This is a genomic window from Mycetocola lacteus (assembly GCF_003667575.1).
GTDB classification, from domain to species: Bacteria; Actinomycetota; Actinomycetes; order Actinomycetales; family Microbacteriaceae; genus Mycetocola; species Mycetocola lacteus.
On record NZ_RCUY01000005.1, the window covers coordinates 265,269 to 289,954 of the forward strand.

The 24,686-nt window shown below is 64.3% G+C and carries 25 protein-coding genes; 6 read left to right on the forward strand and 19 right to left on the reverse strand.

The features are described from left to right. Positions 1 to 24: 24 nt before the first annotated feature. The 16 genes from D9V34_RS06745 to D9V34_RS06815 all read right to left on the reverse strand — a co-directional run bounded on the left by D9V34_RS06745 (position 25) and on the right by D9V34_RS06815 (position 15,581). A complete protein-coding gene (locus D9V34_RS06745) occupies positions 25 to 606 on the reverse strand; it encodes a hypothetical protein (RefSeq protein ID WP_147441633.1) in 582 nt (193 codons plus the stop codon). Between the two features lie 20 nt (positions 607 to 626). Then, positions 627 to 1,208 carry a hypothetical protein gene (locus tag D9V34_RS06750; RefSeq protein WP_121688082.1) on the reverse strand — a complete coding sequence of 194 codons (582 nt, stop codon included), beginning with the start codon at positions 1,206 to 1,208 and terminating at the stop codon, positions 627 to 629. A 20-nt stretch (positions 1,209 to 1,228) separates the two neighbouring features. Continuing rightward, positions 1,229 to 1,810: a hypothetical protein gene (locus D9V34_RS06755; RefSeq protein ID WP_147441634.1), complete on the reverse strand. Its 582-nt coding sequence runs from the start codon at positions 1,808 to 1,810 to the stop codon at positions 1,229 to 1,231. A 20-nt stretch (positions 1,811 to 1,830) separates the two neighbouring features. Further along, complete coding sequence (locus D9V34_RS06760) at positions 1,831 to 2,394, reverse strand: hypothetical protein (protein WP_147441635.1); 564 nt, start codon at positions 2,392 to 2,394, stop codon at positions 1,831 to 1,833. 38 nt (positions 2,395 to 2,432) lie between these two features. Beyond that, positions 2,433 to 3,005, reverse strand: a complete 573-nt coding sequence (locus tag D9V34_RS17485; RefSeq protein WP_147441636.1) for a hypothetical protein — start codon at positions 3,003 to 3,005, stop codon at positions 2,433 to 2,435. A 10-nt stretch (positions 3,006 to 3,015) separates the two neighbouring features. Then, complete coding sequence (locus tag D9V34_RS06765; RefSeq protein ID WP_121688085.1) at positions 3,016 to 4,323, reverse strand: hypothetical protein; 1,308 nt, start codon at positions 4,321 to 4,323, stop codon at positions 3,016 to 3,018. Beyond that, the gene (locus D9V34_RS06770) at positions 4,320 to 4,604 is read right to left on the reverse strand and encodes a hypothetical protein (protein WP_121688086.1); all 285 of its coding nucleotides are present in this window, start codon (positions 4,602 to 4,604) and stop codon (positions 4,320 to 4,322) included. The genes D9V34_RS06765 and D9V34_RS06770 overlap by 4 nt, the downstream gene beginning before the upstream one ends. 201 nt (positions 4,605 to 4,805) lie before the next feature. Then, positions 4,806 to 5,807, reverse strand: a complete 1,002-nt coding sequence (locus tag D9V34_RS06775) for an N-acetylglucosamine kinase (protein ID WP_183091886.1) — start codon at positions 5,805 to 5,807, stop codon at positions 4,806 to 4,808. Then, positions 5,804 to 7,060, reverse strand: coding sequence for a 6-phospho-beta-glucosidase (locus D9V34_RS06780; protein WP_121688087.1), 1,257 nt, complete (start codon positions 7,058 to 7,060; stop codon positions 5,804 to 5,806). Before D9V34_RS06780 ends, D9V34_RS06775 begins: the two co-directional genes overlap by 4 nt. 36 nt (positions 7,061 to 7,096) lie before the next feature. Further along, a complete protein-coding gene (locus D9V34_RS06785) occupies positions 7,097 to 8,248 on the reverse strand; it encodes an ROK family protein (RefSeq protein ID WP_121688088.1) in 1,152 nt (383 codons plus the stop codon). Then, complete coding sequence (locus D9V34_RS06790; protein WP_121688089.1) at positions 8,245 to 9,099, reverse strand: ABC transporter ATP-binding protein; 855 nt, start codon at positions 9,097 to 9,099, stop codon at positions 8,245 to 8,247. Before D9V34_RS06790 ends, D9V34_RS06785 begins: the two co-directional genes overlap by 4 nt. Further along, positions 9,096 to 9,977, reverse strand: a complete 882-nt coding sequence (locus D9V34_RS06795; protein WP_121688090.1) for an ABC transporter ATP-binding protein — start codon at positions 9,975 to 9,977, stop codon at positions 9,096 to 9,098. Before D9V34_RS06795 ends, D9V34_RS06790 begins: the two co-directional genes overlap by 4 nt. Next, the gene (locus D9V34_RS06800; protein WP_030143192.1) at positions 9,974 to 10,993 is read right to left on the reverse strand and encodes an ABC transporter permease; all 1,020 of its coding nucleotides are present in this window, start codon (positions 10,991 to 10,993) and stop codon (positions 9,974 to 9,976) included. Before D9V34_RS06800 ends, D9V34_RS06795 begins: the two co-directional genes overlap by 4 nt. Further along, on the reverse strand, positions 10,986 to 11,990 hold the full coding sequence (locus tag D9V34_RS06805; protein WP_121688480.1) for an ABC transporter permease: 1,005 nt from the start codon (positions 11,988 to 11,990) through the stop codon (positions 10,986 to 10,988). Before D9V34_RS06805 ends, D9V34_RS06800 begins: the two co-directional genes overlap by 8 nt. A 46-nt stretch (positions 11,991 to 12,036) precedes the next feature. Next, positions 12,037 to 13,707, reverse strand: a complete 1,671-nt coding sequence (locus D9V34_RS06810; RefSeq protein WP_121688091.1) for an ABC transporter substrate-binding protein — start codon at positions 13,705 to 13,707, stop codon at positions 12,037 to 12,039. Between the two features lie 212 nt (positions 13,708 to 13,919). Further along, positions 13,920 to 15,581, reverse strand: a complete 1,662-nt coding sequence (locus D9V34_RS06815) for an ABC transporter substrate-binding protein (protein WP_121688092.1) — start codon at positions 15,579 to 15,581, stop codon at positions 13,920 to 13,922. A gap of 271 nt (positions 15,582 to 15,852) precedes the next feature. Here D9V34_RS06815 and D9V34_RS06820 point away from each other — a divergent pair, with 271 nt between their 5' ends. The 4 genes from D9V34_RS06820 (at position 15,853) to D9V34_RS06835 (ending at position 20,317) form a co-directional block, all read left to right on the forward strand. Next, positions 15,853 to 16,890, forward strand: a complete 1,038-nt coding sequence (locus tag D9V34_RS06820; protein ID WP_121688093.1) for a zinc-dependent alcohol dehydrogenase family protein — start codon at positions 15,853 to 15,855, stop codon at positions 16,888 to 16,890. Positions 16,891 to 17,140: 250 nt separating this feature from the next. Next, complete coding sequence (locus tag D9V34_RS06825; RefSeq protein WP_220700552.1) at positions 17,141 to 18,202, forward strand: iron chelate uptake ABC transporter family permease subunit; 1,062 nt, start codon at positions 17,141 to 17,143, stop codon at positions 18,200 to 18,202. Between the two features lie 113 nt (positions 18,203 to 18,315). Further along, entirely contained in the window at positions 18,316 to 19,305 is a 990-nt protein-coding gene (locus D9V34_RS06830) for a FecCD family ABC transporter permease (RefSeq protein WP_121688094.1), read from the forward strand. Between the two features lie 40 nt (positions 19,306 to 19,345). After that, positions 19,346 to 20,317: an ABC transporter substrate-binding protein gene (locus D9V34_RS06835; protein ID WP_121688095.1), complete on the forward strand. Its 972-nt coding sequence runs from the start codon at positions 19,346 to 19,348 to the stop codon at positions 20,315 to 20,317. Positions 20,318 to 20,370: 53 nt separating this feature from the next. On the opposite strand, the gene D9V34_RS06840 is transcribed toward D9V34_RS06835, so the two are convergent. Then, a complete protein-coding gene (locus D9V34_RS06840) occupies positions 20,371 to 21,585 on the reverse strand; it encodes a beta-ketoacyl-[acyl-carrier-protein] synthase family protein (protein WP_121688096.1) in 1,215 nt (404 codons plus the stop codon). Positions 21,586 to 21,654: 69 nt separating this feature from the next. Here D9V34_RS06840 and D9V34_RS06845 point away from each other — a divergent pair, with 69 nt between their 5' ends. Then, complete coding sequence (locus D9V34_RS06845; protein WP_245991945.1) at positions 21,655 to 22,242, forward strand: TetR/AcrR family transcriptional regulator; 588 nt, start codon at positions 21,655 to 21,657, stop codon at positions 22,240 to 22,242. A 109-nt stretch (positions 22,243 to 22,351) separates the two neighbouring features. Here D9V34_RS06845 and D9V34_RS06850 read toward each other — a convergent pair whose 3' ends face one another. After that, entirely contained in the window at positions 22,352 to 23,125 is a 774-nt protein-coding gene (locus D9V34_RS06850; RefSeq protein ID WP_121688097.1) for an SDR family NAD(P)-dependent oxidoreductase, read from the reverse strand. 2 nt (positions 23,126 to 23,127) lie between these two features. Then, positions 23,128 to 23,967: an SDR family NAD(P)-dependent oxidoreductase gene (locus D9V34_RS06855; RefSeq protein ID WP_121688098.1), complete on the reverse strand. Its 840-nt coding sequence runs from the start codon at positions 23,965 to 23,967 to the stop codon at positions 23,128 to 23,130. A gap of 104 nt (positions 23,968 to 24,071) precedes the next feature. On the opposite strand from D9V34_RS06855, the gene D9V34_RS06860 reads away from it, so the two are divergent. Beyond that, positions 24,072 to 24,608 (forward strand): TetR/AcrR family transcriptional regulator, encoded by a 537-nt coding sequence (locus tag D9V34_RS06860; RefSeq protein WP_121688099.1) that lies wholly within the window; start codon positions 24,072 to 24,074, stop codon positions 24,606 to 24,608. Positions 24,609 to 24,686 lie beyond the last annotated feature (78 nt).

Genomic DNA, 24,686 nt, shown 5'->3' on the forward strand with positions numbered 1-24,686 from the left:
TTACGATCTTGCTATTCCGCCCCATCAGCGCGGCACCACCAGATTCTTAGGCACATCAGGAGCATCCCCGGGCCACTTCCCCAACCGCTCACGATTCGCAACGCCACCCCGCTCAGAATCACGGGATCCCGTATTCGAAATCCACACGCTGAGTGACGAGTATCCGTTCTCGGCAACACCAAACTTCGACTGCGATCCGACCGGAACCCAGCCAGCTTGCGCCCCCACTGTCAACAGATCAATTTGGTCCGAGCGTACACCGATGAAGTCGAATTCAACCGTGGTGTTGGGCATATACCCGTCACGGACGGACCACGCAGATTCAACCAGAAAATCAACCAGCGCCACCGGATCCGTGATCCGATACGCGGGATCCAACTCGAATCGGAACCCAAAGCCGGTATTGCCCTTCGCATTGGGTTTGGACCCGGCCGCCTCGGTAAACCTCAACCCTTCAATCGTTGAAAGCTTCGCGTCCAACTCGGCCTGAGTCTGCCCACCACTCTTCGCAAACCGAGGAATCTCCGGATACGGATCAGCATTCAACGCACAACCAGTCAGCGACAACGCCGCCAACAAAATCGCCGGCAGCCCAACACGCCTCACAGTCTTAGCTTTCCACCCCATCAGCGCGGCACCACCAGATTCTCGGGAACGGCCGGAGCTTCCCCAGGCCACTTCCCCAACCGCTCACGGTTCTCATCAGAACCCCAAATTTTTGAGTACGAATCATTCAGCAGCAACCAGACACTGACTTCGGTGTATCCATTTTCCGCAGCACCACGATGGGTCTGCGAATCCTTCTTCACCCAGCCTGCCTCTTCACCGGCCACAACCAGATCCAGATTGTCAGCAACATTGCAGAGACACTGAACATAGATCACCGAGTTAGGCATGTACCCATCACGAACAGACCAAGCCGAACGAGACAAATAGTCGACCAGACCCGCCGGATCGGCAATCCGGTATCCAGAATCCAGTTCGAAGTCGAAGGTAAACCCCGTATTACCCTTCACATTTGGTTTTCCACCGGAGGCTTTTAGGAACTTCAACCCAGGAATGGTTGCAAGCTTCGCCTCCAACTCGGCCTGAGTCTGCCCACCACTCTTCGCAAACCGAGGAATCTCGGGATACGGATCAGCGGTCGGCACACAACCGGTCAGCGACAGCGCCGCCACCAAAATTACCGAGCCCCCGAGACTCTTCATGGTCTTAGCGTTCCACCTCATCAGCGAGGCACCACCAGGTTCTCGGGCACATCAGGAGCATCCCCGGGCCACTTCCCCAACCGCTCACGATTGACCGGCCCGCCCTTTTCCGAATCGCGGGCCTGAGTATTGGTCAACCACACATTAAGTGACGTATGGCCGCTTTCATCAACACCAAACTTGGTCTGAGCGCCAGGAGGCACCCACCCAGCGTCTTCGCCGACGGTGACAAGATCAATCTGGTCCAACGGATCTCCGGTAAATCTGATCGCGACCGTAGTGTTGGGCATGTACCCGTCACGCACAGACCACGCAGATTCAACCAGAAAATCAACCAGCGCCACCGGATCCGTGATCCGATACGCGGGATCCATCTCAAACCGGAACCCAAAGCCGGTGTTGCCTTTCACGTTGGGTTTGGACCCAGCTGCCTCGGTAAAGTTCAACCCTTCAAGCGACGAAAGCTTCGCGTCCAACTCAGCCTGAGTCTGGCCACCACTCTTCGCAAACCGAGGAATCTCCGGATACGGATCAGCATTCGGCACACAACCAGTCAGCGACAGCGCCGCCACCAAAATCGCCGAAACCCCGAGGCTCTTCACGGACTTAGCGTTCCACCCCATCAGCGCGGCACCACCAGATTCTCGGGCACGGCAGGAGCGTCCCCGGGCCACTTCCCCAACCGCTCACGATTCGCCACCCCACCCCGCTCAGAATCGCGGGATCCCGTATTCGAAATCCACACGCTAAGTGCCGAATGGCCGCCCTCGTCAACACCAAACTTCGATAGCGACCCCGGCGGAACCCAGCCGGCTTCCTCTCCCACCGTAACGAGATCAATTTGGTCGGCATGAACACCAGTGAATCGGATTTCTACAGTGGTGTTGGGCATGTACCCATCACGCACAGACCACGCAGATTCAACCAGAAAATCCACCAGCGCAACGGGATCGGTGATCCGATACGCGGGATCCAACTCAAACCGGAACCCGTAGCCGGTGTTGCCTTTCACATTGGGTTGAGACCCGGCCGCCTCGGTAAAGTTCAACCCCTCAATCGACGAAAGCTTCGCGTCCAACTCAGCCTGAGTCTGGCCACCACTCTTCGCAAACCGAGGAATCTCCGGATATGGATCAGCGTTCGGCACACAACCGGTCAGCGACAGCGCCGCCACCAGAATCGCCAAGCCCCCGAGACTCTTCACAGTCTTAGCGTTCCGCTCCATCAGCGCGGCACCACCAAGTTCTCGGGAACATCAGGAGCATCCCCAGGCCATTTCCCCAAACGCTCACGATTGACCGGCCCGCCCCAGCGCTCAGAAGACGGTGACTGAGTACCCACCCAAACCTGAACTCCGGAATAACCGTTCTCGGCAACACCACGATGCGTCTGCGTGCCTGGGGGAACCCATCCAGCTTGTTCGGCGACGGCCACGTAGTCCAGATCATCCTCCGGTAAACCAGTTACTCCAATCGAGATGTCCGAATTAGGCATGTAGCCGTCTCTTACGGACCACGCCGACTTCACCAGAAAGTCGACGAGCCCAACCGGATCATTTACACGAAACTGTGGATCGATTTCGACTTCATACCTGTACCCCACATTGCCTTTTACATTCGGTTTCGAACCGGCTGCGCGTTTCACAACCATGCCTGGAATAGTTGTAAGCTTCGTGTCCAACTCAGCCTGAGTCTGCCCACCACTCTTCGCAAACCGAGGAATCTCCGGATACGGGTTTGATAAACAACCAGTCAGGGTAATCATCATAGCCAGGCCAATGCTGACGACTCCAGACACGCGTAAATTCTTAGCGACCATATTTCAGCCGATCCTTGAGACGTCCCTGCATGTCCGACCAAATACTCACATCAGCGATCCCTGCGAAAGCCGGGTTTGACTCAATCGGCGCACCAAGGTCATGTTTTCCAATGATGGTGTCCTCATAAGCACCGGATACTTGCAATCTTGCACGGCCATTTTCCGTAGTTAAACGAAACGCGACTTCACCAGGTGCTTCAGGATGCCCATCTTCGGCCCTTACCGCGAAGCCATCAGGCGTAATCTGACTGACAAATATGCCTCCGGTAGTTACCTCCGGAATCGCAGTACCAAACAACGAAGTCTGAATTCGCTGATTGACATGGGTAAGCTGCGAATTGAGCTGGCTATTGTCTCCTACGCGAGAAGGAACAAAAATATGCCCAAACTCATCACGAAACAACCTATTCAATTCTTCGGTGGTCAAATCACTGGGCCCAAGATCATAACTATGTTGATACCCACGCGCGTACTCGCGGTCAAAGCGCAATTCCGACCCCGGATACGGCGTCTGTGAGGGGTTCTCGATCGAGCCGTTGGGACCTCGGCGTTCCCCGCCGGGTGCCACCGAAACCGGGTCTCCGCCGGGGATCGAGTTGACGATCTGGCCGATGGCCGCGTCGATGGCCGCGTGGAACGGCACGATGGCGCGGAACAGGTCGGTGATCAGGCGCACCAGCTCGCGGGCCGCCTTCAGGGCGTTGTTCATCGCGGCCGCGCAGGAGTTCACAAAGCGTTGCACGCTCCGGGTGAACTTCGCGATCGTTTCAGCCTTCTTCTCAAGCTCCCACGGCATGCTGCCAAACACCACATCCGCCACGGTATTGGCGAAGTTTGCCAGGTTCAGCAGGGCCTCACACACCAGTGAGCGCACGGTCTCAAAAATCGTCACGCACAGCTGCAGCGCCTGAGCCACCGACTTAGTCCAGTTCGACACCGAGTGCGCGCCACTCGACACCATCTTCAGGGCAAGAGCCAGAGCCTCCGCCGTCAGACCCTCAAGCTGCCCCTCCACGGCATTTGCCTGAGCCTTCAGCGCATCCCGAATACTCGCCACATCCCCGGTGGTGGACTCCCACCGCATCGAGGCCTGATACACCGCCGCGGGCTGCCCGCTCACCTGATCCAGGAGCGACAGAAGCGGCTGCACAAACGTGGCCAGCGGTCCTACAAAGCTCGGCGGCGAGGTGCACATGTTCGCTCCGCCGGTTCCGCCCGAGGCCGCGCTCGCCCAACCGTTTCCAGCAATCTGCGCGGCCAGTGAATCGAGAACCGCGGTCTCACTCAGCACGCTCATCCGGTCGGTCCGATCTGAATCTGGGCGATAATCCTGGCCGCCTCATCCTCGATCCGTGCGAACTCGGCATTCGTGGTGGTGGTTCCCCGGGCGGTCAACTCGGCAAGCTTCGCCAGCGATGCCAGGGTCTCCCCGATCTTCGCCCCGAGCTGATTACCCGCGACGGCGACCGGCGCCCCCGCGAGCCCAAACGCATTCCCCGGGATGGCCGAGGACAGGGCCGACTGCGCCGAACGCAGCGTCTCGGCGGCCTGTCCCGCCCCGGTGGCCGCGGCAGCCATGATGTCACTGTCTTGTACGATCCGTTTTCCGGACGCCACACCAAACTCCCCCGTGTTGTCTGACACGGTCCGGAGCAAACTGCGTCACGGACCGATTTCGAGGCTACCATGTGTGCAATATGCCGCAGGGGCCCCGGACAGGGCGGACAGCACGATGCCCGCCCATCTCGACAAGGTCAAGATGGGCGGGCATCGAACACACTACGGCTTGACCGCCCCCAGCTGTGCCCGCGCGTGTGCCAGCACCGCGGTGTCGGCACCGGCGTCGGCCAGGGCCAGTAAGCCCGCACCGAGGACCGGCGGCGCATCCACGATCACCAGTTCGGCACGGGCCGCGGTTTCGGCCAGGCCCGCACGGGTGCGTGCCAGCAGCAGCGGATCGCGCGAACGGGCAACGCCCCCGCCGATCACCACCTGGACCGCCTCGTCCGCCAGGTCGAGGTCGTTGATGCAGGCCCGGGCGTAGGCCACGATCTCATCGGCCTGACGCTCCACCACCGAGATGGCGACCGGGTCGCCGGCGGCGGCGGTGGACATCATCAGCGGCGACAGGCTCGACAGCATCGAGTACGGTCGGCGCCCGAAGTGAATATCCTCGGTCACCTCGCGCACACTGCCCGCCCCGGTGGCCGCCAGCAGCGCATCCACCAGGAGCGTTTTGGGGCCGCGACCGTCCTCGGCCCGGGCGGCGTGCCAGAGCACGTCGCTGCCGAGGCTTCCGCCGCCACCCCAGTCCCCCGAGATTCCGCCGAGCGCGGTGAACCGATAGCTTTCGCCGTCGGCCCGCAGCCCGATCGCGTTCATGCCGGTACCCACCACGATTGCCACCGCGTTGGGGGCATCGCTGCCCGCGCGTAGCAGCGCAAACAGGTCGTTATCCAGCAGCAGGTTGGATCCGGCCCAGGCCTTGTCCTTGACCGCCTCGCGATAATCGGCGATCTCCTGGGGCAGATCCAGCCCCGACAGGTACAGGCTCGTCTGCACGAGCGCGGACGGGTCGATCCCCTCCAGGACCGCCGTCATCACCGAGTCCACGGTCCGAACGGACGCGGCCAATCCCTCAACCTGCGGACTGGACCCGCCCCGACGGGCGTGCGCAATCAGCTCGCCCTTCAGGTTCAGCAGGACCGCATCCGTCTTCGAGCCGCCGCCGTCTACGGCGACCACATATCGGGCCGAGGGGTCGGCCGAGAGGGGACTCACGCCCACTCCAGGAACGAGGCGTTGGCGGCCATCAGCCGGTCGGTGAGCTTCTCGGCACGATCGTGCTGGAGCACCAGCGGGTGGGCGCGCATCGCCCGCAGCACGCGGTCGCGGCCACCGTTGATCGCCGCATCCAGGGCCAGACGCTCATAGCCGGCCACCGCCGAGATCAGACCCGAAATGTCATCCGGCAGCGCGTCGATGGGCTCGGCCACAAACTTGCCGTCGATGTACTTGGCCGGAACCTCGATCACGTGGTCATCGGGCAGGAAGGGCAGGCTGCCATCGTTGCGCAGGTTGACCACGCGCGAAATGTCCTGGTCACCGCGCATCAGCGCGAGGACCTGCACGGCAGCCTCGGAGTAGAACGCGCCACCGCGCTTTTCCAGGATCGCCGGCTTGGTGTCCACGCTCTCATCGGCGTAGATGCCCAGCAGCTCGTTCTCGATGGCCCGCACCGCGGCCGCACGCGACTCGTTGTGCAGCTGCTCGTGCAGTACCGCATCGTGCGCGTAGTAGTAGCGCAGGTAGTAGGAGGGCACCACGCCGAGCTGGCTGAGGAGGGCGGCGGGGAGCTCCACCTCGTCCGCGAGCTCCCCGACGGTGTTCTGGAGCAGCCCCGGCAGACGGTCCTGACCGTCCACGCGGATGCTACGCTCCCAGGTCAGGTGGTTGAGGCCGACGTGGCCGAGCTCAACCTTGTCCGGCTCCACACCCAGGGTGTTGGCGAAGCGGCGCTGGAATCCGATGGCCACGTTGCACAGACCCACGGCGCGGTGGCCGGCCTGCAGCAGGGCCCGGGTGACGATGCCCACGGGGTTGGTGAAGTCGACGATCCAGGCGTCCGGCTTGGCGTACTTCTTCACGGTGTCGGCGATGCTCAGCACCAGCGGAACCGTGCGCAGCGCCTTGGCCAGGCCACCGGGACCGGTGGTCTCCTGGCCGATGCAGCCCACCTCGTGGGGCCAGGTCTCATCGGATTCGCGGGCATCCTGCCCACCCACCCGCAGCTGGATCAGCACCGCGTCGGCACCCTCGACACCGGCAATCAGGTCGGTGGTTGCCAGCAGTTTGGCCGGGTGGCCGGCGCGGGCCAGCATCCGGCGCGAGACACCGGAGACCAGCTCCAGGCGGCGCGGATCGGTGTCCACCAGCGCAATTTCGGTGAGCGGCAGGACGTCGCGCAGCCGGGAGAATCCGTCGATCAGTTCGGGGGTGTAGGTCGACCCACCGCCAACAATGGCGAGTTTCATGAGGTTTCCGTTCGTCTAAATAAAGAGGGTAAAGGTCTAACCAACCAGGATCCGCGCCTCGAGGCGCTGACGGATCTGGTCTACAAGGAGTTGCCGTGCGCCCCAGAGCACCGCCGAGGGTCCGGTGAGGCTCGTGCGTACGGCGAGTTCGGGGTGGGCATCACTCGTGATGCCCCGTGCTACCCGGGTGGCAAACGCGTCTCCGCCGGCCACGCCGGTGGGTCCGCCGAGGACCACGAGTGCCGGGTCCAGGACCGCGAGCACTGGGTCCAGGGCGAGGGCCACGCGATCGGCCAGGGCCTCCAGCGCCGCCGGGTTTTCACCCAGACCCTGGACCGCCTCGGCATAGTCGCCGGTGCGCGACTGCCCCAGCAGTTCGAGCACCGCGGGGCCACCCAGCAGGTCGGTGGTGTCGGCGGGTTCTCCGGTGTCCGGGCGGGTCGCCGCCAGGTAGCCGATCTCCCCCGCCCCGCCGGCCGCGCCGCGGTGCAACACACCGCCCAGGTCGACCCCGACACCGAGGCCCTCGCCGAGCCACAGCAGCGCGAAACTACTCGCGTCCTGTGCGGCACCGGCGGCGCGTTCGGCCATCGTGGCCAGGTTCACATCGTTTTCCAGGGTGATGTCGATGCCCAGCGCCGTCTCGATCCGCTCCCGCGAACCGGTTGCGGGCCAGCCCGGCAGGGTGTCGCTCAGCGAGAGTCGGTCGCGTTCGCGCCACACCGCCGCCTGTACCCCGACCGCGACCGCGGCCACGGCATCCACCGAGACCTCGGCGGCCGCACAGGCCGCGTCGATCGCCGCGCGAATGTCTCCCTCGGGCGAGCGTTTCCGCCCGGCCAGGGGAATCTTGGCGATGGGATGCTCGGTGCCGATGGCATCCACCAGCACGGCCTCCAGGAAGCCCGCGTGCATGCTCACCGCAACGCCGGTGATCCGATCCGCCCGCACCCCGTAGGACACGGCGGTCGGGCCGCGGCTCCCCGAGACCTCCCCGACCGGGGCGATCAGCTCGGCGCCCTCCAGGCGCGCCAGCATCTGCCCCGCGGTGGGCTTGGACATCCCCGACAGCTCCCCCAGCTGCGCCCGCGTGAGCGGACCGTGGGTCAGCAGCAGGTGCAGCGCGGTGCGGTCGTTCTGCACCCGCAGCCAGGTGGATGTTCCCGGATCGATGTGTGTCTGTGTCATGTCGTTATCCCCTCCGCACGAACCTCGGCGCGCAGCTGCCCGAGTCGATCGGGATCAGCGGCGGCTTCTAGCAGGGTACGCGTGTATTCGTGCTGGGGGTTCAAAATGACGGAGTCGGGCTCGCCGCGCTCCACAATCTTGCCGCGATACATGACCATGATCTCGTCGGAGAAGTGCCGGGCGGTGGCCAGGTCGTGGGTGATGTAGAGCACACCCAGCCCCTCGCTGCGCTGCAGTTCGGCGAGCAGGTTCAGCACGCCCAGTCGGATCGAAACGTCGAGCATCGATACCGGCTCATCGGCCACGATGTAGGTCGCCCCCGGGGCCAGGGCCCGGGCGATGGCCACCCGCTGACGCTGTCCACCGGAGAGCTCATGCGGACGGCGGTCGGCATACCGCGAAGCCGGGGTCAGCTGCACCCGCTCCAGCAGCTCATACGCCCGCTCCTTGATCTGCTTGGAGGAGAGGTGCGGGTGGTGGATGCGCAGCGGACGCTCCACGTGGTGCAGGATCGTGTGGAACGGGTTGAGCGAGGCAAACGGGTCCTGGAAAACCATCTGCACCTTCGAGCGGTAGCGCTCGAGGGCGCGGCCCCGCGTGGGAGCGGGGGCTCCGTCAAGCAGAACCTGCCCTCCGGTGGCGTTTTCCAGCCGTGAGATGATCCGCGCAACCGTGGACTTGCCCGATCCGCTCTCCCCCACCAGGGCGATGGTACGCCCGGGCTCGAGGGTGAAGGACACATCCGAGACCGCGTGCAGCACGTTGCGCTTGAAACCCGAGCGCAGCGTGTAGTCGCGCTTGAGGTTTCTGACTTCCAGGGTCGAGGGACCGTGGGGCTTGGCGTGACTCATGCGATACCTCCGGACGGGGTGGGAGCTGAAACGGGCGTTTCCCCGTGGCCGAGGCGAACAAAGTCGCCCCGCTCGCCACGCAGGCTGGGGAAGCTGGCCAGCAGTTTCTGGGTGTACTCGTGCTGCGGGTCGTGATAGATCTTCTCGGCGTCGTCGAGTTCCACGATCGCCCCGTCCCGCATGATCGCGATCCGGTCGCTGATCTCGATCAGCAGCGGCAGGTCGTGGGTGATGAAGATCACCGCGAAGCCCAGCCGCTCGCGCAGCCGCATGATCTCGCGGATGATCCCGCGCTGCACCACCACATCCAGTGCGGTGGTGGGCTCGTCCATGATCATGACCTGCGGGTTGAGCGCCAGGGCCATCGCGATCATGATGCGCTGACGCATACCGCCGGAGAGCTCGTGCGGGAACGCCCCGAGTCGGTTCGGGTCCACCCCGACCAGCTCAAGCAGTTCCGCCGAGCGCTCGCGGCGCTGGGCCTTGCGCATGCCCGGACGGTGGGTGATGAACACATCCTCCAGCTGGGCCTGAACGGTCATCACCGGGTTCAGTGAGTTCATCGAACCCTGGAACACCATCGAGACCTTGTCCCAGCGGAAGCGGCGCAGCCCCTCACCAGAGAGACCCACCACGTTGATGTCGGTGCCGTCCACGTCGTGGAATTCCACATCGCCGCCGGTCATGACCGCGGGTGCCTTGAGCAGGCGGTTTAGCCCGTAGGCGAACGTGGTTTTTCCGCAGCCGGATTCTCCGGCAAGCCCGAGGATTTCCCCGCGGTGCAGGGTCAGGGACACATCCTTGACGGCCTGCACGGGCGGGTCAACCTCATAGGTAATACTCACGCCGTGGGCGGTGAGGACCGGGGTGGCACTCATGCGATCGCTCCGTTTTCGCTGACGCTACGACCCTCGCGGTTGGCCTTGCGCTGGTTGCGCGCGGCCTGCGGCGCGAGGCGCAGCTTGGGGTTGACGATCTCATCGATCGCGAAGTTAATCAGGGACAGTCCGGTACCCAGCAGGGCGATCAACGCCCCCGGCGGAATGAACCACCACCAGGCCTGACTGCCCACGGCCTGCCCGGTCTGGGCATCGTTGAGCATGGTGCCCAGGGTGATTGATCCGGTCGGACCCAGTCCCAGGTAGGACAGGCCGGCCTCACCGAGGATCGCGAAGATCACACCGAATATCAGCTGGGCCGCCAGCAGCGGGACCAGGTTCGGCAGGATCTCCACAAAGATGACCCGCAGCGGACGCTCGCCGGCCACCCGGGAGGCGGCGACATAGTCACGCATCCGCAGCGACTTGGCGGTGGCTCGCAGCACCACGGCGGATCCGGCCCAGCCGGTGATGCCCAGCACGATGGCCACCAGGAACGAGCTTCGGGCAAACGGCCCCAGCCCCTCGGTGTTCTGCACGTAGGCGGCGATAACCATGACCAGCGGCAGACCGGGGATCACCAGCATGATGTTGGTGAGCAGGGTCAGGATCTCATCCACCACCCCGCCGAAGTATCCGGCCAGCACACCAAACAGGATGGCCAGCAGCAGCGCCAGCGCCCCGGCAACCACACCCACAAACAGCGAGCCGCGGGTACCCCAGGCGAGCTGGGCGAAGACGTCGTAGCCGAGCTTGGTGGTACCGAGGATGTGTCCATCCCCCGGTGGCAGCAACGCGTCGTTACCGGAGAAGCGCGGGTCCTGCACAAAGAACGGTGCCAGGATTCCGAACAGTGCGATGACCACCACGATGATGATGCCGGTCAGCAGCTTGCCGGAGATCCGCGGCAGCGGCCGACGCTTGCGGTCGTTCTTGGCGATCCGAATCGTCGCGAGGGTGGAGGTGGGGGTGGGTCCGGTACGAACCGGGACCTCGGGCGTCGTGTTGTCAGCCACGGTGTCTCACTCTCGGGTCAATAAATCCGTAAATCATTTCCATCAGGAAGTTCGCCGCGAGCACCGCCAGGGTGATCACCAGGAACACGCCCTGCATCAGCGAATAGTCCAGGCCCTGAACCGACTGGATCATCAGCTTGCCGATACCCGGGTAGCTGAACACCTGCTCGGTCACGATGGATCCGGCCACCACGAAGCCCAGCGCGATTCCGAAGCCGGCCAGGCTCGGAATCACCGCGTTGCGGGCGGCGTAGCGGGTGCGGATCCGGCTCGGGGTAAGGCCCTTGGCCTCGGCGGTGACCACATAGTCCTCGGACATGGTCTGGACCATCATGTTGCGCATGCCCAGCAGCCAGCCACCCACCGAGGAAATCACGATGGTGATGGCGGGCAGGATCGCATGGACCACGGTGCTGCCGAAGAAGGCCCAGCTCCATTCGGGCCCGCCGGGGAAGTCAAAGACGTCGTATCCGCCGATGATGGGCAACACACCCAACTGGACGGAGAGGACGGCGACCAGCACGAGTGCCAGCCAGAAATACGGGATGGACTGCAGGAAGGTGGTGGCCGGAACCAGGTGGTCCACCCAGGTTCCACGCTTCCAGCCCACCCAGGCACCGGCGACGATGCCGAGGACAAAGGAGAGCACGGTGGCGACGCCGACCAGAATAACGGTCCAGGGCAGCGCCGCCCCGATCAGCTCGATAACCGGGGCCGGATACCGCGTCGAGGAGATCCCCAAATCTCCCTGCAGAATCCGACCCCAGTACGCGATGTACTGGTCCCAGAAGCTCATCCCCTTTTCAGCACCGAGCATCGAGGTGATCCCCCGAATGGTTTCCTCGGAGAGGGGCCTGCCTCCGTTTGCACGCCGGAGCTTCCCCAGCATGATCGCGGCCGGGTCACCCGGCAACAACCGTGGCAGAAGGAAGTTGAGCGAAACCGCAGCCCAGAGCGTGATGACGTAGAACAGGATTCGTCGAACATAAAAAACCACGTTCAACCCCCCTTTACTTGTGTGGTGATGGCCATGGGACCCATTCCTACTTCGCGGGCTTCAGGTGGGTGAGAACGATAGCCGAGGCGGTGGACAGGTAGGGCAGCGGTGCCGCGTACAGGTCCTTCTCACTCGGCCATCCGGTGTAGTCCTTGGTGTTGAAGAACGCCTGGCTGGCGTTCAGGACCACGGGGATGTACGGCAGATCGCGGGCGATCTCGGTCTGGATCTTGGCGTAGGCCTCCTTCTTAATGGCCTCGTCCTCGGTGGCGGCGGCCACCTTCACCTCGGCATCCACGATCGGGTTGCTGTAGCGGGCGTAGTTGACACCCTTAACCGGCTGCTCCCCCACCTTGGCGGTGGCCGGGGTCGAGAAGTAACGGTCGTAGGTCGAGTACGGGTCCGCCACCAGCGACTGGGTCACGCCGTAGAGTGCCATCTGGAAGTTACCGTTAGCCAGCGGGGTCCAGTACTCGGCCTCGGAGACGGTGCGGTTGTTGATGCGAATGCCAGCCTTGGCGGCCTGCTCGCTGATCAGCTTGGCCGCGTCGTTGTAGTCGGTCCAGCCGTCCGGGGAGAACAGGTCGATCTCGAACGCCTTGCCGTCCTTCCCGTAGAATCCGTCGGATCCCTTGGTATAGCCGGCAGCCTCAAGGATGCCGTCAGCCTCGGTGATGTTGGGCTCCTGCGGGCTCTTGGCGAGGTCCGGGTTGGAGAGCCACTTCTCATCGCGCGGCAGCAGCGCGAACGAGGGTGAGGCGATGCCGGAGAGTCCGGCGAAGGCCTTGTCACCGATAGCGGTGCGGTCGATGGCCAGGTTGATCGCCTGACGCACGGCCGGGTCGGTCTGCGCGCCGGTGCAGCCCAGCTCCACCGAGGAGCAGGTGAGCATCGTGGTGGGGTCCTGCTGCTGGTTGAGGGTCGAGATGCGACCGTCCTTGGTGATCGCGTCGGGGTTGGCGATGAACTGACCTACCCAGTCGATCTTTCCGGTCTTCAGCAGGTCCTCGGAGGACTGGTTGGAGTCGATACCGATAACCTGCACGGTCTTGACCGCCGGGGCACCGTCACGGTACTCGGGGTTTGCTTCGACCGTGTAGGCCGCGTCGCTGAAGGACTTCAGCACGTACGGACCCGAACCCACGGGCTTGGGGTTGGTCTCGGTGGTGTAGTCCTTGATGTCCTTCCAGATGTGCTCCGGAATAATCCAGGTGGATCCGAGGATCAGCGAGGCGGCGGTGAACTTGGGGACCGAGTAGGTGAGGACAACGGTGGTGTCATCGGTGGCTTCTACCGACACCATCTCGGGGTCCTTGTTCGGGCCGTAACCGAAGGTGAAGGCGACGTCCTTGGCGGTGAGGGCTGTTCCATCGGACCACTTCTGATCGGCTTTGATCTTGATCGTCAGGACGGTGCCATCTTCGCTGTACTCATACTTGTCGCCGATCAGGCCGGTGGCCGGGTCTGCGGAGAGCTGGTTGAAGAAGAACAGGGGCTCGTAAATCGGCCCGAAGGTGAAGTGGGCGGCGGTGTCCACGGAGAACGGGTTGAAGTTGTTGTTGATGGGGGTCATTGATCCCGACCAGACCCGCAGCGGTCGGTCGGATCCGCCGGATCCGCCCTCTCCGTTGCTGGCGCACCCGGTCAGGGTGAGTGCGAGTGCTGCCGCACCGGCGGCGAACATCATGCCTAGTCGTTTGCGTCGACTCGTGGCCATAGTAAAACCTCTTCTCATGAGCGTTAGAGCTGGATGGTGAAAGGTGTTGCTCGACAGCATCCTTGCTGTCTGTTCTCAGGAGATTATAGGAAAAGAGGTTTCCAGTAAAGCACTTTCTTGTTTATTTTTGGTCACGATTATGTTTCCAATCCGTCCTTGTATGTTCACCATGTTTCGGGATGGGCCCCGCACCCGAGGTGCGGGGCCACCCGCTACTTCACCGGGCTCAGGCGCGAGAGCACCACACCCGACGCGGTTGCCAGGTACGGCAAGGGTGCCGCGTAGAGGTTGGACTCACCGGGCCAGCCGGTGAAATCCCGGGAATTGAAAAAGGACATGCTCGCGTTGAGAACCACCGGAATATAGGGCAGGTCCCGCGCAATCTCGGTCTGGATCCGGGCATACGCGGCCTTCTTGGCACCCTCATCCTCGGTGGCCCCGGCCTCCGCCACCGCGGCGTCCACGATCGGGTTGCTGTAGCGCGCGAGGTTCAGACCTTTGGCTGGCGGCTGACCCACCGGTGCCGTGGAGGCGGTCGCGAAGAAGCGCTCATAGTTCGAATACGGGTCGGCAACCAGCGACTGCGACGCGCCATACAGCGCCATCTGGAAGCTTCCGTTGGTGGTCGGGGTCCAGTACTCGGCCAAGGAAACCGTACGATTCTTGATCCGGATTCCGGCGGCCGCCGCCTGCTCGCTGATCAGCTTGGCCGCATCGTTATAGTCGGTCCATCCATCCGGGGAGAACAGCTCGATTTCGATCGGCTTCCCGTCCTTGGCAAACAGCCCGTCGGCACCCCGGGAATAACCGGCTGCCTCCAGAATCGATCCGGCCTCGGCCACGTTGGCCTTCTGCGGGCTGGCTTCAAGCTTCGAGTCCGTCACCCACTTCTTGTCCCGCGGCAGCAACGCGAACGAGGGCGAGGCAACACCCGACTGGCCGGCAAACGCCTTGGATCCGATGGCCCCACGGTCGATGGCCACGTTGATCGCCTGGCGCACGGCCGGATCGGTTTGCGGTCCGGTACATCCCAGCGCGGTCGAGGAGCAGGTCAGCAGAACGGTCGGATCCTGCTGCTGATTGAGGGTAGAGATGCTCCCTCCCGAGGTGATCGTGTCCGGATTGGCGATGAACTGCCCAGCCCAGTCGATCTTGCCCGTTTTGAGCAGGTCTTCGGCCGACTGATTGGAGTCGATCGCGATGTTCTGCACGGTCTTGACCGCGGGTGCCCCGTCACGGAAGTTGGGATTGGCCTCGACGGTGTACGAGGCGTCGGTCACGTTCTTCAACACGTAGGGTCCCGACCCGATCGGCTTCTGATTGGTTTCGGTGGCGGAGTCGGTGATGCCCGACCAGATCCGCTCGGGGATGATCCAGGTCGCCCCCAGAATCTGCGACGCCGCGGTGAACTTGGGGACCGCGAAGGTGAGCACCACGGTGGTGTCGTCAGTGGCCACCGCGGACACCAGATCGTCCGGCTTGTTTGAACCATAACCAAACGAGAATGCAACATCCTGGGTGGTGAGTGGGGTGCCGTCGGACCACTTCTGATTGGGCTTAATGGCCACCGTCAGGACGGTTCCGTCGGCGTTGTACTCATACGAGTCCCCGATCAGTCCGGTGGGTTTTTCATCGGCGAGCTGGTTGAAGAAAAACAGGGGTTCGTAGATCACCCCGTAGGTAAAGTGGGCGGCCGTGCCCGGCGCAAACGGGTTGAAATTATTGGTGATCGGAGAGGTGGCCCCCGACCACACGCGCAGGGGTCGCTCGGCCCCCACCTTCCCACCACCATCGGCGCACCCGGTCAATACCAGTGCTGCCGCGGCCAGTCCGGCCACCAGGGCTGCGAACTTCCTTCTGCGTCGTAACGACATGGACGGTCCCTCTTCTCTCGAGCGTCTTTGCTGGATGGGGCGGCGAGTTTCGTGTCACGACCCTGCGGGCGACACTATAAAAATCCCGATTTGCGGTATAGCTGGGCGGTGTTATCCGACCCGGTTCTCCCCCGGGGTTTCGGGAAAATCTCGCCCAAATTGGGTCACATCCGGTTGCGGACATTGAGGACAAACTTCGTGTTTGCTCGGGTTCGCGGTCTAATGGAAGATGTGCCTCCCGCCAGGAGACCGCGATAAAAAAGGAGCAATCTTGCGCGCAACGATTATTCACGGAGCCGGCGATGTCCGAATCGAAACCGTTCCCGACCCCGTCATCCTCGAACCCACCGACGCGATTGTCCGGATCGTCCGCGCCTGCATCTGCGGTTCGGACCTGCACCCGTTCCACAACAAGCCCGCGGGGAGCGACCCGCGCGCGATCGGCCACGAATTCATCGGCGTGGTTGAGGACACCGGTTCGGCCGTGCGCACCGTATCCCGCGGTGACTTCGTGATCGCCCCGTTTGTCTGGTCTGACGGCACCTGCGAATTCTGCCGCGAGGGCCTGTTTACCTCGTGCCTGCACGGCGGTGACTGGGGCGATGAGAATGTGGGCGGCGGTCAGGGCGAGGCCACCCGGGTCCCCCAGGCCGATGGCACCCTGATTCCGGTTCCCGGTATCACCGAGGACTCCGAGCTTCTGCCCTCGCTGCTCACCCTGTCCGATGTGTACGGCACCGGCTATCACGCGGCGATCACCGCGGGCGTGCGCCCGGGCGAGACCGTTGTGGTCATCGGTGACGGCGCGGTCGGACTGCTCGCGGTCCTCTCGGCCAAGCAGCTGGGTGCTGAGAAGATCATCCTGATGGGTCGCCACGAGGCCCGCACCAACCTGGGGCGCGAGTTCGGAGCCACCGACGTGGTGTCTGCCCGCGGTGAGGAGGGCATCGCCCAGGTGCGCGAGCTTTCCGGCGGTCACGGCGCGCACCGTGTGCTGGAGGCCGTGGGATTCCTGCCCGCGTACGAGCAGGCGCTCGGAGTGGTCCGTCCCGGCGGCGCAATCAGCCGCGTGGGGGTGCCCCAGTACGTCGAGGCACCTGCGGGTCGCGTACTGTTCCGGCCCAACGTCACGCTGACCGGCGGCGTCGCGCCGGTCCGCAAGTACATCGATACGCTGCTGCCACTGGTCCTGGATGGCACCGTCAACCCGGGTCGGGTCTTTGACATGACCGTCTCGATTGAGGACGTGCCCTCGGGTTACGTGGCGATGGACGAGCGCCGCGCGCTCAAGGTCCTGGTCAAGCCGTAGATCACTTCGCCCCTGCCCGGTCGGTTATCCGCACCGGGCAGGGGCGTTTTGCGCCCTCGGGGCCCCTCGGACGCGGCATCCGCTCGGTGGTATATCGCGGATCCGCCAGCTCGCGGCGGATCAACAACACACATTGGCTCTCGACACTCTTGTCAGCGTGAGAGCGGGGAAATATCGTTAAATCAGCAAGGCAAGGCTAGCCTTAGCCACTTCGTGTGCTTCGGCATCCTCACCACGCAGAAAGCTGTTTGTGTTGTTCGATTCTCCCGCTCGTTCGGCGACCCCCGCATCCGCGCCGACCGCGCGTACCCGCGGCCGCCTGAGCCGACGCCTCGGCTGGCTGATCCTGATCGCCTGCGTGCTGATGCTGCTGTGCGCGGCGAGTATCGCGGTGGGAGCCAAACCGGTCCCCCTCGCCCATATTCTGCCGGCGCTGATCGATCCCGACCGTTTCGATGACGGCGCGATCATCACCGGGCTGCGTGTTCCGCGCACCGTGCTCGGTCTACTGGCCGGGGCTGCCCTCGGAGTCGCCGGCGGCGTAATCCAGGCCTTCACCCGTAACCCTCTAGCCGACCCGGGTATTCTCGGGGTGAACGCCGGGGCCGCGCTGGCCGTGACGATCGGCGTCGCCTATTTCGGGATGAGCGCGATCGGAGAATACCTCTGGCTCGCCCTGCTCGGCGCGATTATCGCGACCGTGGTGGTGTGGATGATCGGTGCCAGCGCCCGCGAGGGTGCCACCGCGCTGCGGATGACCCTCGCGGGGGTGGGCGTGGCCGCGGTCCTCGGCGGCATCTCCTCGTCAATCCAGCTGAACCATCCCTCAACATTCCAGAAGATGGCCGGCTGGGGTTCGGGCAGTCTGCTCGCCCAGCCACTCTCGGCGGCGGCGGTCGTGGGACCGGTCATCCTGGTGGGTATCGTGCTGGCGATCATCGCATCCCGTGGGCTCAACGCCCTCGCCCTCGGAGACGATGTAGCCACCGCGCTCGGCACACGGGCAACCGTGACCCGCACCCTGGCCATCCTCGCGGTCACCCTGCTGGCGGGGTCCGCGACCGCTCTGGTGGGATCCATCGCCTTTGTGGGACTCATGATTCCGCACGTCGCCCGGGCCATCGTGGGGCCCTCCCAGGGCTGGATTCTCGCGTACTCGGTGGTGCTCGGCCCCTGTCTCCTCCTCACCGCGGATGTCGCCGGACGCGTTCTCATGCAGCCGGCCGAGCTGCCGGTTGGCCTGGTGACCGCGTTTGTGGGGGCACCCGCCCTCATCCTGCTGGCACGGCGCGCCCGAATGGCCGCACTGTGACCCGGGCCGAGACACGGCGCGCACCCGCGCGAGTGGCGGGGCGGAACCGGCGCCGGTCCGCGCGGGCACCGCGCCCTCTCGTGCACGTGGTTTGGCGCACCCGAGGACTCTCGATGCGGGTGCCGCGACGCACGCTGATCGCGGTCGCCGGGCTTCTTCTGGCCGCCATCACGGTGGGCGTCTACTCGCTGGCCACCGGAGACTACGTCCTGAGTATCGGACAGGTCGCCGGCGCACTGTTTGGGCACGCACACGGGATCGAATCCACGATCGTACTGGAGTGGCGTCTCCCCCGCGTTCTCACTGCGCTGCTCTTCGGGGCGGCGCTGGGCCTTGCCGGCGCGATCTTCCAGTCCCTCACCCGCAATCCGCTGGGCAGCCCGGACATCATCGGGTTCGACACCGGCGCCTATACCGGCGCGCTGATCGTGATGCTGGTCCTGAATCTCCCCGGTGGGGTCACCACCGCCGCGGGCGCGGTCATCGGAGGGCTGCTAACCGCCGCCGCCGTGTACGTACTGGCATATCGCAACGGGATGGTGGGATTTCGGCTGATCGTGGTGGGCATCGGCGTCACCGCGATGCTGACCTCGGTCAATACCTGGCTGATTCTGCACGCCGATACCCAGCAGGCAGTGAACGCCGGCTTCTGGGGCGCGGGATCGCTGGATAAATCCGGGATGGATCAGCTGAGCATCGCGATCATCCCGCTGCTGGTGCTGTTTCTCGCGGCGGTCCTGATCACCCCGGCACTCGGCCTGCTGGAACTCGGCGATGATGCGGGTGCCCAGCTCGGTGTCGCGGTGGAACGCACGCGGCTGCTGGCGATCATCATCGGTGTCGGCTTGAGCGCCCTGGTGACCTCCTTTTCCGGGCCGATCGCGTTTGTGGCACTGGCGGCCCCGCAGATTGCCCGTCGGCTCGCCGGTGCCGCCGGTATCGCGTTTCTTCCCTCCGCGCTGACCGGCGCGGTTCTCCTGCTCAGCGCCGATGCGATCGCCCAGCACGCACTCCCCGACCCGGTACCGGTCGGGCTGGTGACCGTGATTCTCGGCGGCGGCTACTTCCTGTGGCTGCTGGTGACCGAGGGCCGTCGCCGCTAATCCCAAGATTTTTATCCCCCTACCCCCGATCGAAGGACCCATGAACACACAGTTCCGATTCCAAAAAACGCTGCTCGCGCTCGGCGGTGCGGCTCTCGCCCTCGCTCTCGCCGCCTGCAGCACCAGCGCCCCCGGCGGCGAGGACGCCTCGGCGTCCGCCGCCACCCGCTCGGTGAGTACCGCCAATGGTTCGGTGAAGATTCCCGCGCATCCGAAACGGATCGTCTCGATCCACTCGTTCAGCACCGAATCGCTGTTGGACTTTGGTGTCACCCCGGTGGGCGTGGAGGACACCGGCGCTGAGTATGTTCCCCAGCGCTACCTCAAGCGCTGGGAGCCGATCGAAAAGGTGGTTCAGGGCGGAAAGGTCAACCTGGAAAAGATTGCCGCTCTCAAGCCCGACCTGATTATTGGCGTGGACGTCCCCTACCTGCGCGATGTGTATCCCAAGCTTGAGGCGATCGCCCCGACCGTGTTTGCACCCTTTGACGAGAAGAGCACCTGGGCGACTTATCCCGCCTACACCGCCGACTACATCAACGCCGAGCCCAAGCTGACCGAGCTCAAAAAGCGCTACGATGACCGCATTGCCGAGGTCTCCAAGAAGTATGCGGACCAGCTGGCAAAAACCAAGTGGGACATCATCCAGGGCGGCTTTGACGACGGCAACTACTGGATCTACTCGGACAAGACCCAGGTGGGCACCGTACTGAGCGCCCTCGGCGCAAAATTCGCCTCGGCCACCGCGGGCACCCCGGCAGGCCAGAACCAGTCGGTGTCCTATGAGCGCACCGATTTACTGAGTGACGCCGATGCGATCATCTACTACGAAAACAACGACGGCACCCCGGCCAATAACATCGCCAAGCTGTTTGCCCTCCCGGGCTACCAGGAGCTGCCGGCCGTCAAGGCGGGACTGAGCATCGGCACCCCGGACTTCCTCTCGGGTTCCTACTCCGACTCGCTGGGCATCATCGACTCGATCGAGGCGGCGCTGAAGAAGATCAAGTAGCACGGGTCGCCACCGCTACCCCGCCCCGGAGTTCCGGGGCGGGGTAGAACCCGCTAGGGCCTCGTGAATACCAGGGACACGTTTTGGCCGCCGAAGCCGAAGGAGTTGCTGAGGACGGCGGGCTGCGGCAGGTCGCGGCGTGTGGTGACAACGTCAAGGCCGATGTCCGGGTCCACGGTTTCGAGGGTGAGGTTACGGGTGGGCGGGATCACGCCGTCGCGGATCGCGAGGACGCTCAGCAGGGCCTCGATTGCCCCGGCACCACCAAACAGGTGCCCGATGGCGCCCTTCGGCGCGGTCACCGCCATGTCCGTGCCGAACACCGAGGCGATCGCACGGGCCTCGGCGACATCGCCCACAGGGGTGCCCGTGGCATGGGCGTTGACGTGTGCAATGCCCGCCGGATCCAGGCCTGCCTGACCGAGGGCCCGGCGCATCGCCTGGATCTGACCGCGACCATCCGGGGCCGGGGCGGTCATATGGTGCGCATCCGAGGCGATCCCCGCGCCCGCTAGAACCGCGTACACTCGGGCCTCACGCGCCGCAGCGTGCTCCGCACTCTCCAGGATTAGGACCGCCGCGCCCTCTCCGATCACAAACCCGTTGCGGTCGGTAGCAAACGGACGCGAGGCATCCGCAGCATCTCCGGTGGACTTCGCCAGGGCGCGCGCCTGGGTGAACCCGGCAACGGTGATCGGGGTGATCGCGGCCTCGGTTCCACCCACGATCACCACATCGGCCTCCCCCGCACGGATCAGCCGAGCCCCCAGCGCGATCGCCTCCGCACCCGAGGAACATGCGGACACCGGGGTGTAGACACCCGCCTGCGCCCCGTATTCGATACTCACCACGGCGGCCGCCGCATTGGGCATCAGCATCGGGACCGTGCGCGGAGACACCCGGCGCACCCCTGACGCTGCCAGCACGTCGTGTTCGTGCAGCAGAGACTCGACCCCGCCGATTCCGGTTCCGATCGCCACGGCCAATCGTTCGGGATCCGGATCCACCAGTCCCGCATCCATCCAGGCTTCGGCGGCGGCCACCGCGGCCGACTGCTGGGAACGATCCAGGCGCTTCGCCTGCACCGGCGTTAGACTCGCGGCCGGATCGGTTGCCAGGGTGCCCGCTACAAGCCCCTCCACGATGTGATCGGCCGCACGAATACCGGACTTCCCGGCCAGTAGCGCCTCCCAGGTTTCGGCCACGCCGGTACCCAGCGGGGTGATCGCGCCCAGACCGGTCACAACCACATCATCTAATTCGCGCATGAGGGCACCTCTCTCAACTTTTGTACGTCATACAATTCAGTGTTAATTTGTATCACATACAATTGAGTCGTGAGTACACAGCAGAAGAACTCCCAGGCGGGCACCCGTGCAGTCTCGACCCGGCACCGATTGATCGAGGCGACCGCCGCGCTCTGCCTCGAACGCGGCGGCGGGGATATCAGCGTGGCCGAGATCGCCGCCGGCGCGGGCGTCTTCCCCAACCAGGTCACCTACCACTTCGGATCCAAGGATTCGCTGCTTGTCCACGCGGCGTTTTACGCCCTGCTACACGACTCCGAACGACTCTCGCGAGTCGGCGACTCGGCCGGAGACGCGGCGGCAATCCGCCGCAAAATTGCCCGCACCACCCTGGCGCTGCCCGCGCTCCCCGCGGTCTCCCGGGCCCTGGCGGCCGGCATCGCCAAACCCGAGCTGGCATCCACCGTGGACACCCACCTCGACCTACTGTTTCGCCGCTCCGAGCGCTACCTGGAACGCCTCCTTCGCCGTAACGGCTGGAGCATCGAGCGCCCGGTTGGCGTCGAGGTGCGCACGTTTTGGAGCACGGCACTCGGCGCGGTCCTTCTCGCCCAGGCGGGTGTGAGCGGGTCCGGATCCGACCTCGACCTAGCGGGAGTGCTCACCTTTCGCGAGTAGCGGCACCCCCGGTACGCACGCACCCCGATTCGGTCGCGAGTAGCGGCCGCCCCGGAACGCACACACCCCGCCTCCGCGCGGCGGAAACGGGGTGCGGAGGCGGGGGAAACTAGCTCAAACGCAGGCCGCCATCGAGGCGAATGGACTCCCCGTTGAGGTAGGTGTTCTCCACGATATGAGCGGCCAGTGCGGCAAACTCATCCGGACGACCCACACGCTGCGGGTTGGGGATGCCCTGGGAAATCGCGGCCAGCACCTCTCCACTCACGCCGAGCATCGGGGTATCAAACCCACCGGCGATGACCGTGTTGACGCGGATTCCCCGACCGGCGAGATCGCGCGCGGCGGGCAGAGTCAGACCGATGATTCCGGCCTTGGTTCCCGCATAGCCGGTCATCGAGGCCGATCCCTCCACACCCGCGGCGGAGGAGGTGTTCACGATCACACCACGCTCCCCCTCGGCGTTCGGGGTGTTTGCCAGCATCGCCTCGGCCACCATGGACATCACGGTAAAGGTACCCAGCAGGTTGGTATCGATCATCTGGGTCAGCAGCGAACGATAGTTGTCCTGGCGGATGGTGGCCCGACCGTCGGCATCCACCAGCGGCACGGTGTTGTTTACTCCGGCGGTGTTGACGTTGGCATCGATCGACCCATAGGTTTCCAAGGTCAGCGCCACCGCGGCCTCTACCGAGGCCAGGTCTGCAATGTCCAGCTCGACTCCGATGGCACTGGGCAGCGTGGCGGCGATCTCGCGGGCGGTATCCCCGCGACGCCCACCCACCACGACATTCGCTCCGCGCTCGGCAAAATACCGAGCGGTGGCCAGGCCAAGACCCGAGGTGGCACCGGCAACAAAAACCGTTGAGCCCTGAAGGCGCATGGCTACTTCCCCGATCCGGTGTTTCCGTGAGCGGCGAGGGCCACGTGGTCCCACGCCTCCCAGGTGGCAATGCGCTGGGCATACACGTCCTTCACAAACGGCAGCAGGTTGCCCAGCATGAGGCGCAGCGGCGGCTCTTCGGCATCCACCAGCGCCAGAATCGCGCCGGCACTGGCCGCCGGATCACCCAGATCGCCCTCGCCGAGGGACGCCGCGAGTTCCTCGCGCAGCGCGTCATACTCACTCATGGTCGGGGCGGATCCGATCGAGTTGGTGCTCAGGAACTCGGTGGCGTAGCCGCTGGGCTCGACGATGCTCACGCGGATTCCGAACTGGGCAACCTCGGCGGCCAGCGCCTCGGAGATGCCCTCCACCGCAAACTTGGCACCCTCGTAGATTCCAGCGGTGGGCACGGCGACAATACCGGCGACGCTGGAGAGGTTGATGATGTGACCGGATCCCTGAGCGCGCAGCAGCGGAAGCGCGGCCTGGATGACCGAGAGGGTTCCAAAGACGTTTGTCTCAAAGTTAGCTCGAGTGCTGGCCTCATCCACCTCTTCGATGGCGCCCATCTGACCAAAACCCGCATTGTTGACGATGACGTCGAGGCGACCGAAGTGATCGTGCGCGGCCTTGACCGCGGCGAATACGGCCGCACGGTCGGTGACATCCAGCTGCAGAGCCAGGGCGGTATCGGGGAAGCGCTCCACCAGATCGGCAGCCTGGGCGGGATTGCGCAGGGTCAGGGCGACACGATCGCCACGCTCGAGCGCCGCCTGGGCCCAGATCCGGCCGAACCCGCGTCCGGCACCGGTAATGAACCACGTTTTGTTGCTGGTCATGCTGACCACCCTTTCGTTGATGTGTTGTCAACTTTACACTTAACGTAAATATGTAAAGCATCGAATGGGTAAAAAATTCCCCACCGACTGGATACCCTGGAGACATGGACCCGAAAGAACCGCGCCGCACGCAGATCCTGCGCGACGCAACCGCGCTGTTTTCTCGCTACGGATACACCCGGACGACCCTCGCCGATGTGGCCCGACACAACGGAATCTCCCGCCCCACCCTCTACGCGGAATTTGCCGATAAGGACGCACTCTTTAGCGCGGTCATCAAATCCCTGGCCGACGAACTGTTCGCCCGCCTCGACTCCGAACTCGCGACGATCACCACCCCGCGGGACCGCCTCCTGCACGCATGCCTGAGCTGGGTTGGGTCGGGCTATGATCTGATCCAGGAAAACCCCGAGGCGGCCGACCTGTTTAATCCGAAATTCACCGCCGTCACCACGAGTAATGCGCGATTTGAGCGCTACCTCGAGGACCTCCTCCCCGGCGAAAACTCCCCCGCACGCCTGACCGAGATGATCACCCTGAGTTTGCAGGGAATCAAGCGCTTCGCGGTGGACCGCCCGCACCTCGACGCCCTGGTTGAAACGCTGGTTGACACCGTGATTGCCGCCGCCCGGGCGCGCTAACCCGCGAGTCTCGGCGGGGCACTCTCAGAATCGAGCCCTAGGCTTTCGCTAGGCGAAACGGGTGTGCCATCCTGTGCG

Excerpts from the sequence above, each read along its gene's own strand:
- D9V34_RS06765 (WP_121688085.1), bottom strand. The coding sequence starts at position 4,323 with ATGAGCGTGCTGAGTGAGACCGCGGTTCTCGATTCACTGGCCGCGCAG.
- D9V34_RS06785 (WP_121688088.1), bottom strand. The coding sequence starts at position 8,248 with ATGACACAGACACACATCGATCCGGGAACATCCACCTGGCTGCGGGTG.
- D9V34_RS06860 (WP_121688099.1), top strand. The coding sequence starts at position 24,072 with ATGGACCCGAAAGAACCGCGCCGCACGCAGATCCTGCGCGACGCAACC.
- D9V34_RS06810 (WP_121688091.1), bottom strand. The coding sequence starts at position 13,707 with ATGGCCACGAGTCGACGCAAACGACTAGGCATGATGTTCGCCGCCGGT.
- D9V34_RS06815 (WP_121688092.1), bottom strand. The coding sequence starts at position 15,581 with ATGTCGTTACGACGCAGAAGGAAGTTCGCAGCCCTGGTGGCCGGACTG.
- D9V34_RS06835 (WP_121688095.1), top strand. The coding sequence starts at position 19,346 with ATGAACACACAGTTCCGATTCCAAAAAACGCTGCTCGCGCTCGGCGGT.
- D9V34_RS06780 (WP_121688087.1), bottom strand. The coding sequence starts at position 7,060 with ATGAAACTCGCCATTGTTGGCGGTGGGTCGACCTACACCCCCGAACTG.
- D9V34_RS06855 (WP_121688098.1), bottom strand. The coding sequence starts at position 23,967 with ATGACCAGCAACAAAACGTGGTTCATTACCGGTGCCGGACGCGGGTTC.
- D9V34_RS06795 (WP_121688090.1), bottom strand. The coding sequence starts at position 9,977 with ATGAGTGCCACCCCGGTCCTCACCGCCCACGGCGTGAGTATTACCTAT.
- D9V34_RS06840 (WP_121688096.1), bottom strand. The coding sequence starts at position 21,585 with ATGCGCGAATTAGATGATGTGGTTGTGACCGGTCTGGGCGCGATCACC.
- D9V34_RS06850 (WP_121688097.1), bottom strand. The coding sequence starts at position 23,125 with ATGCGCCTTCAGGGCTCAACGGTTTTTGTTGCCGGTGCCACCTCGGGT.
- D9V34_RS06770 (WP_121688086.1), bottom strand. The coding sequence starts at position 4,604 with ATGGCTGCCGCGGCCACCGGGGCGGGACAGGCCGCCGAGACGCTGCGT.
- D9V34_RS06830 (WP_121688094.1), top strand. The coding sequence starts at position 18,316 with ATGCGGGTGCCGCGACGCACGCTGATCGCGGTCGCCGGGCTTCTTCTG.
- D9V34_RS06750 (WP_121688082.1), bottom strand. The coding sequence starts at position 1,208 with ATGAAGAGTCTCGGGGGCTCGGTAATTTTGGTGGCGGCGCTGTCGCTG.
- D9V34_RS06790 (WP_121688089.1), bottom strand. The coding sequence starts at position 9,099 with ATGAGTCACGCCAAGCCCCACGGTCCCTCGACCCTGGAAGTCAGAAAC.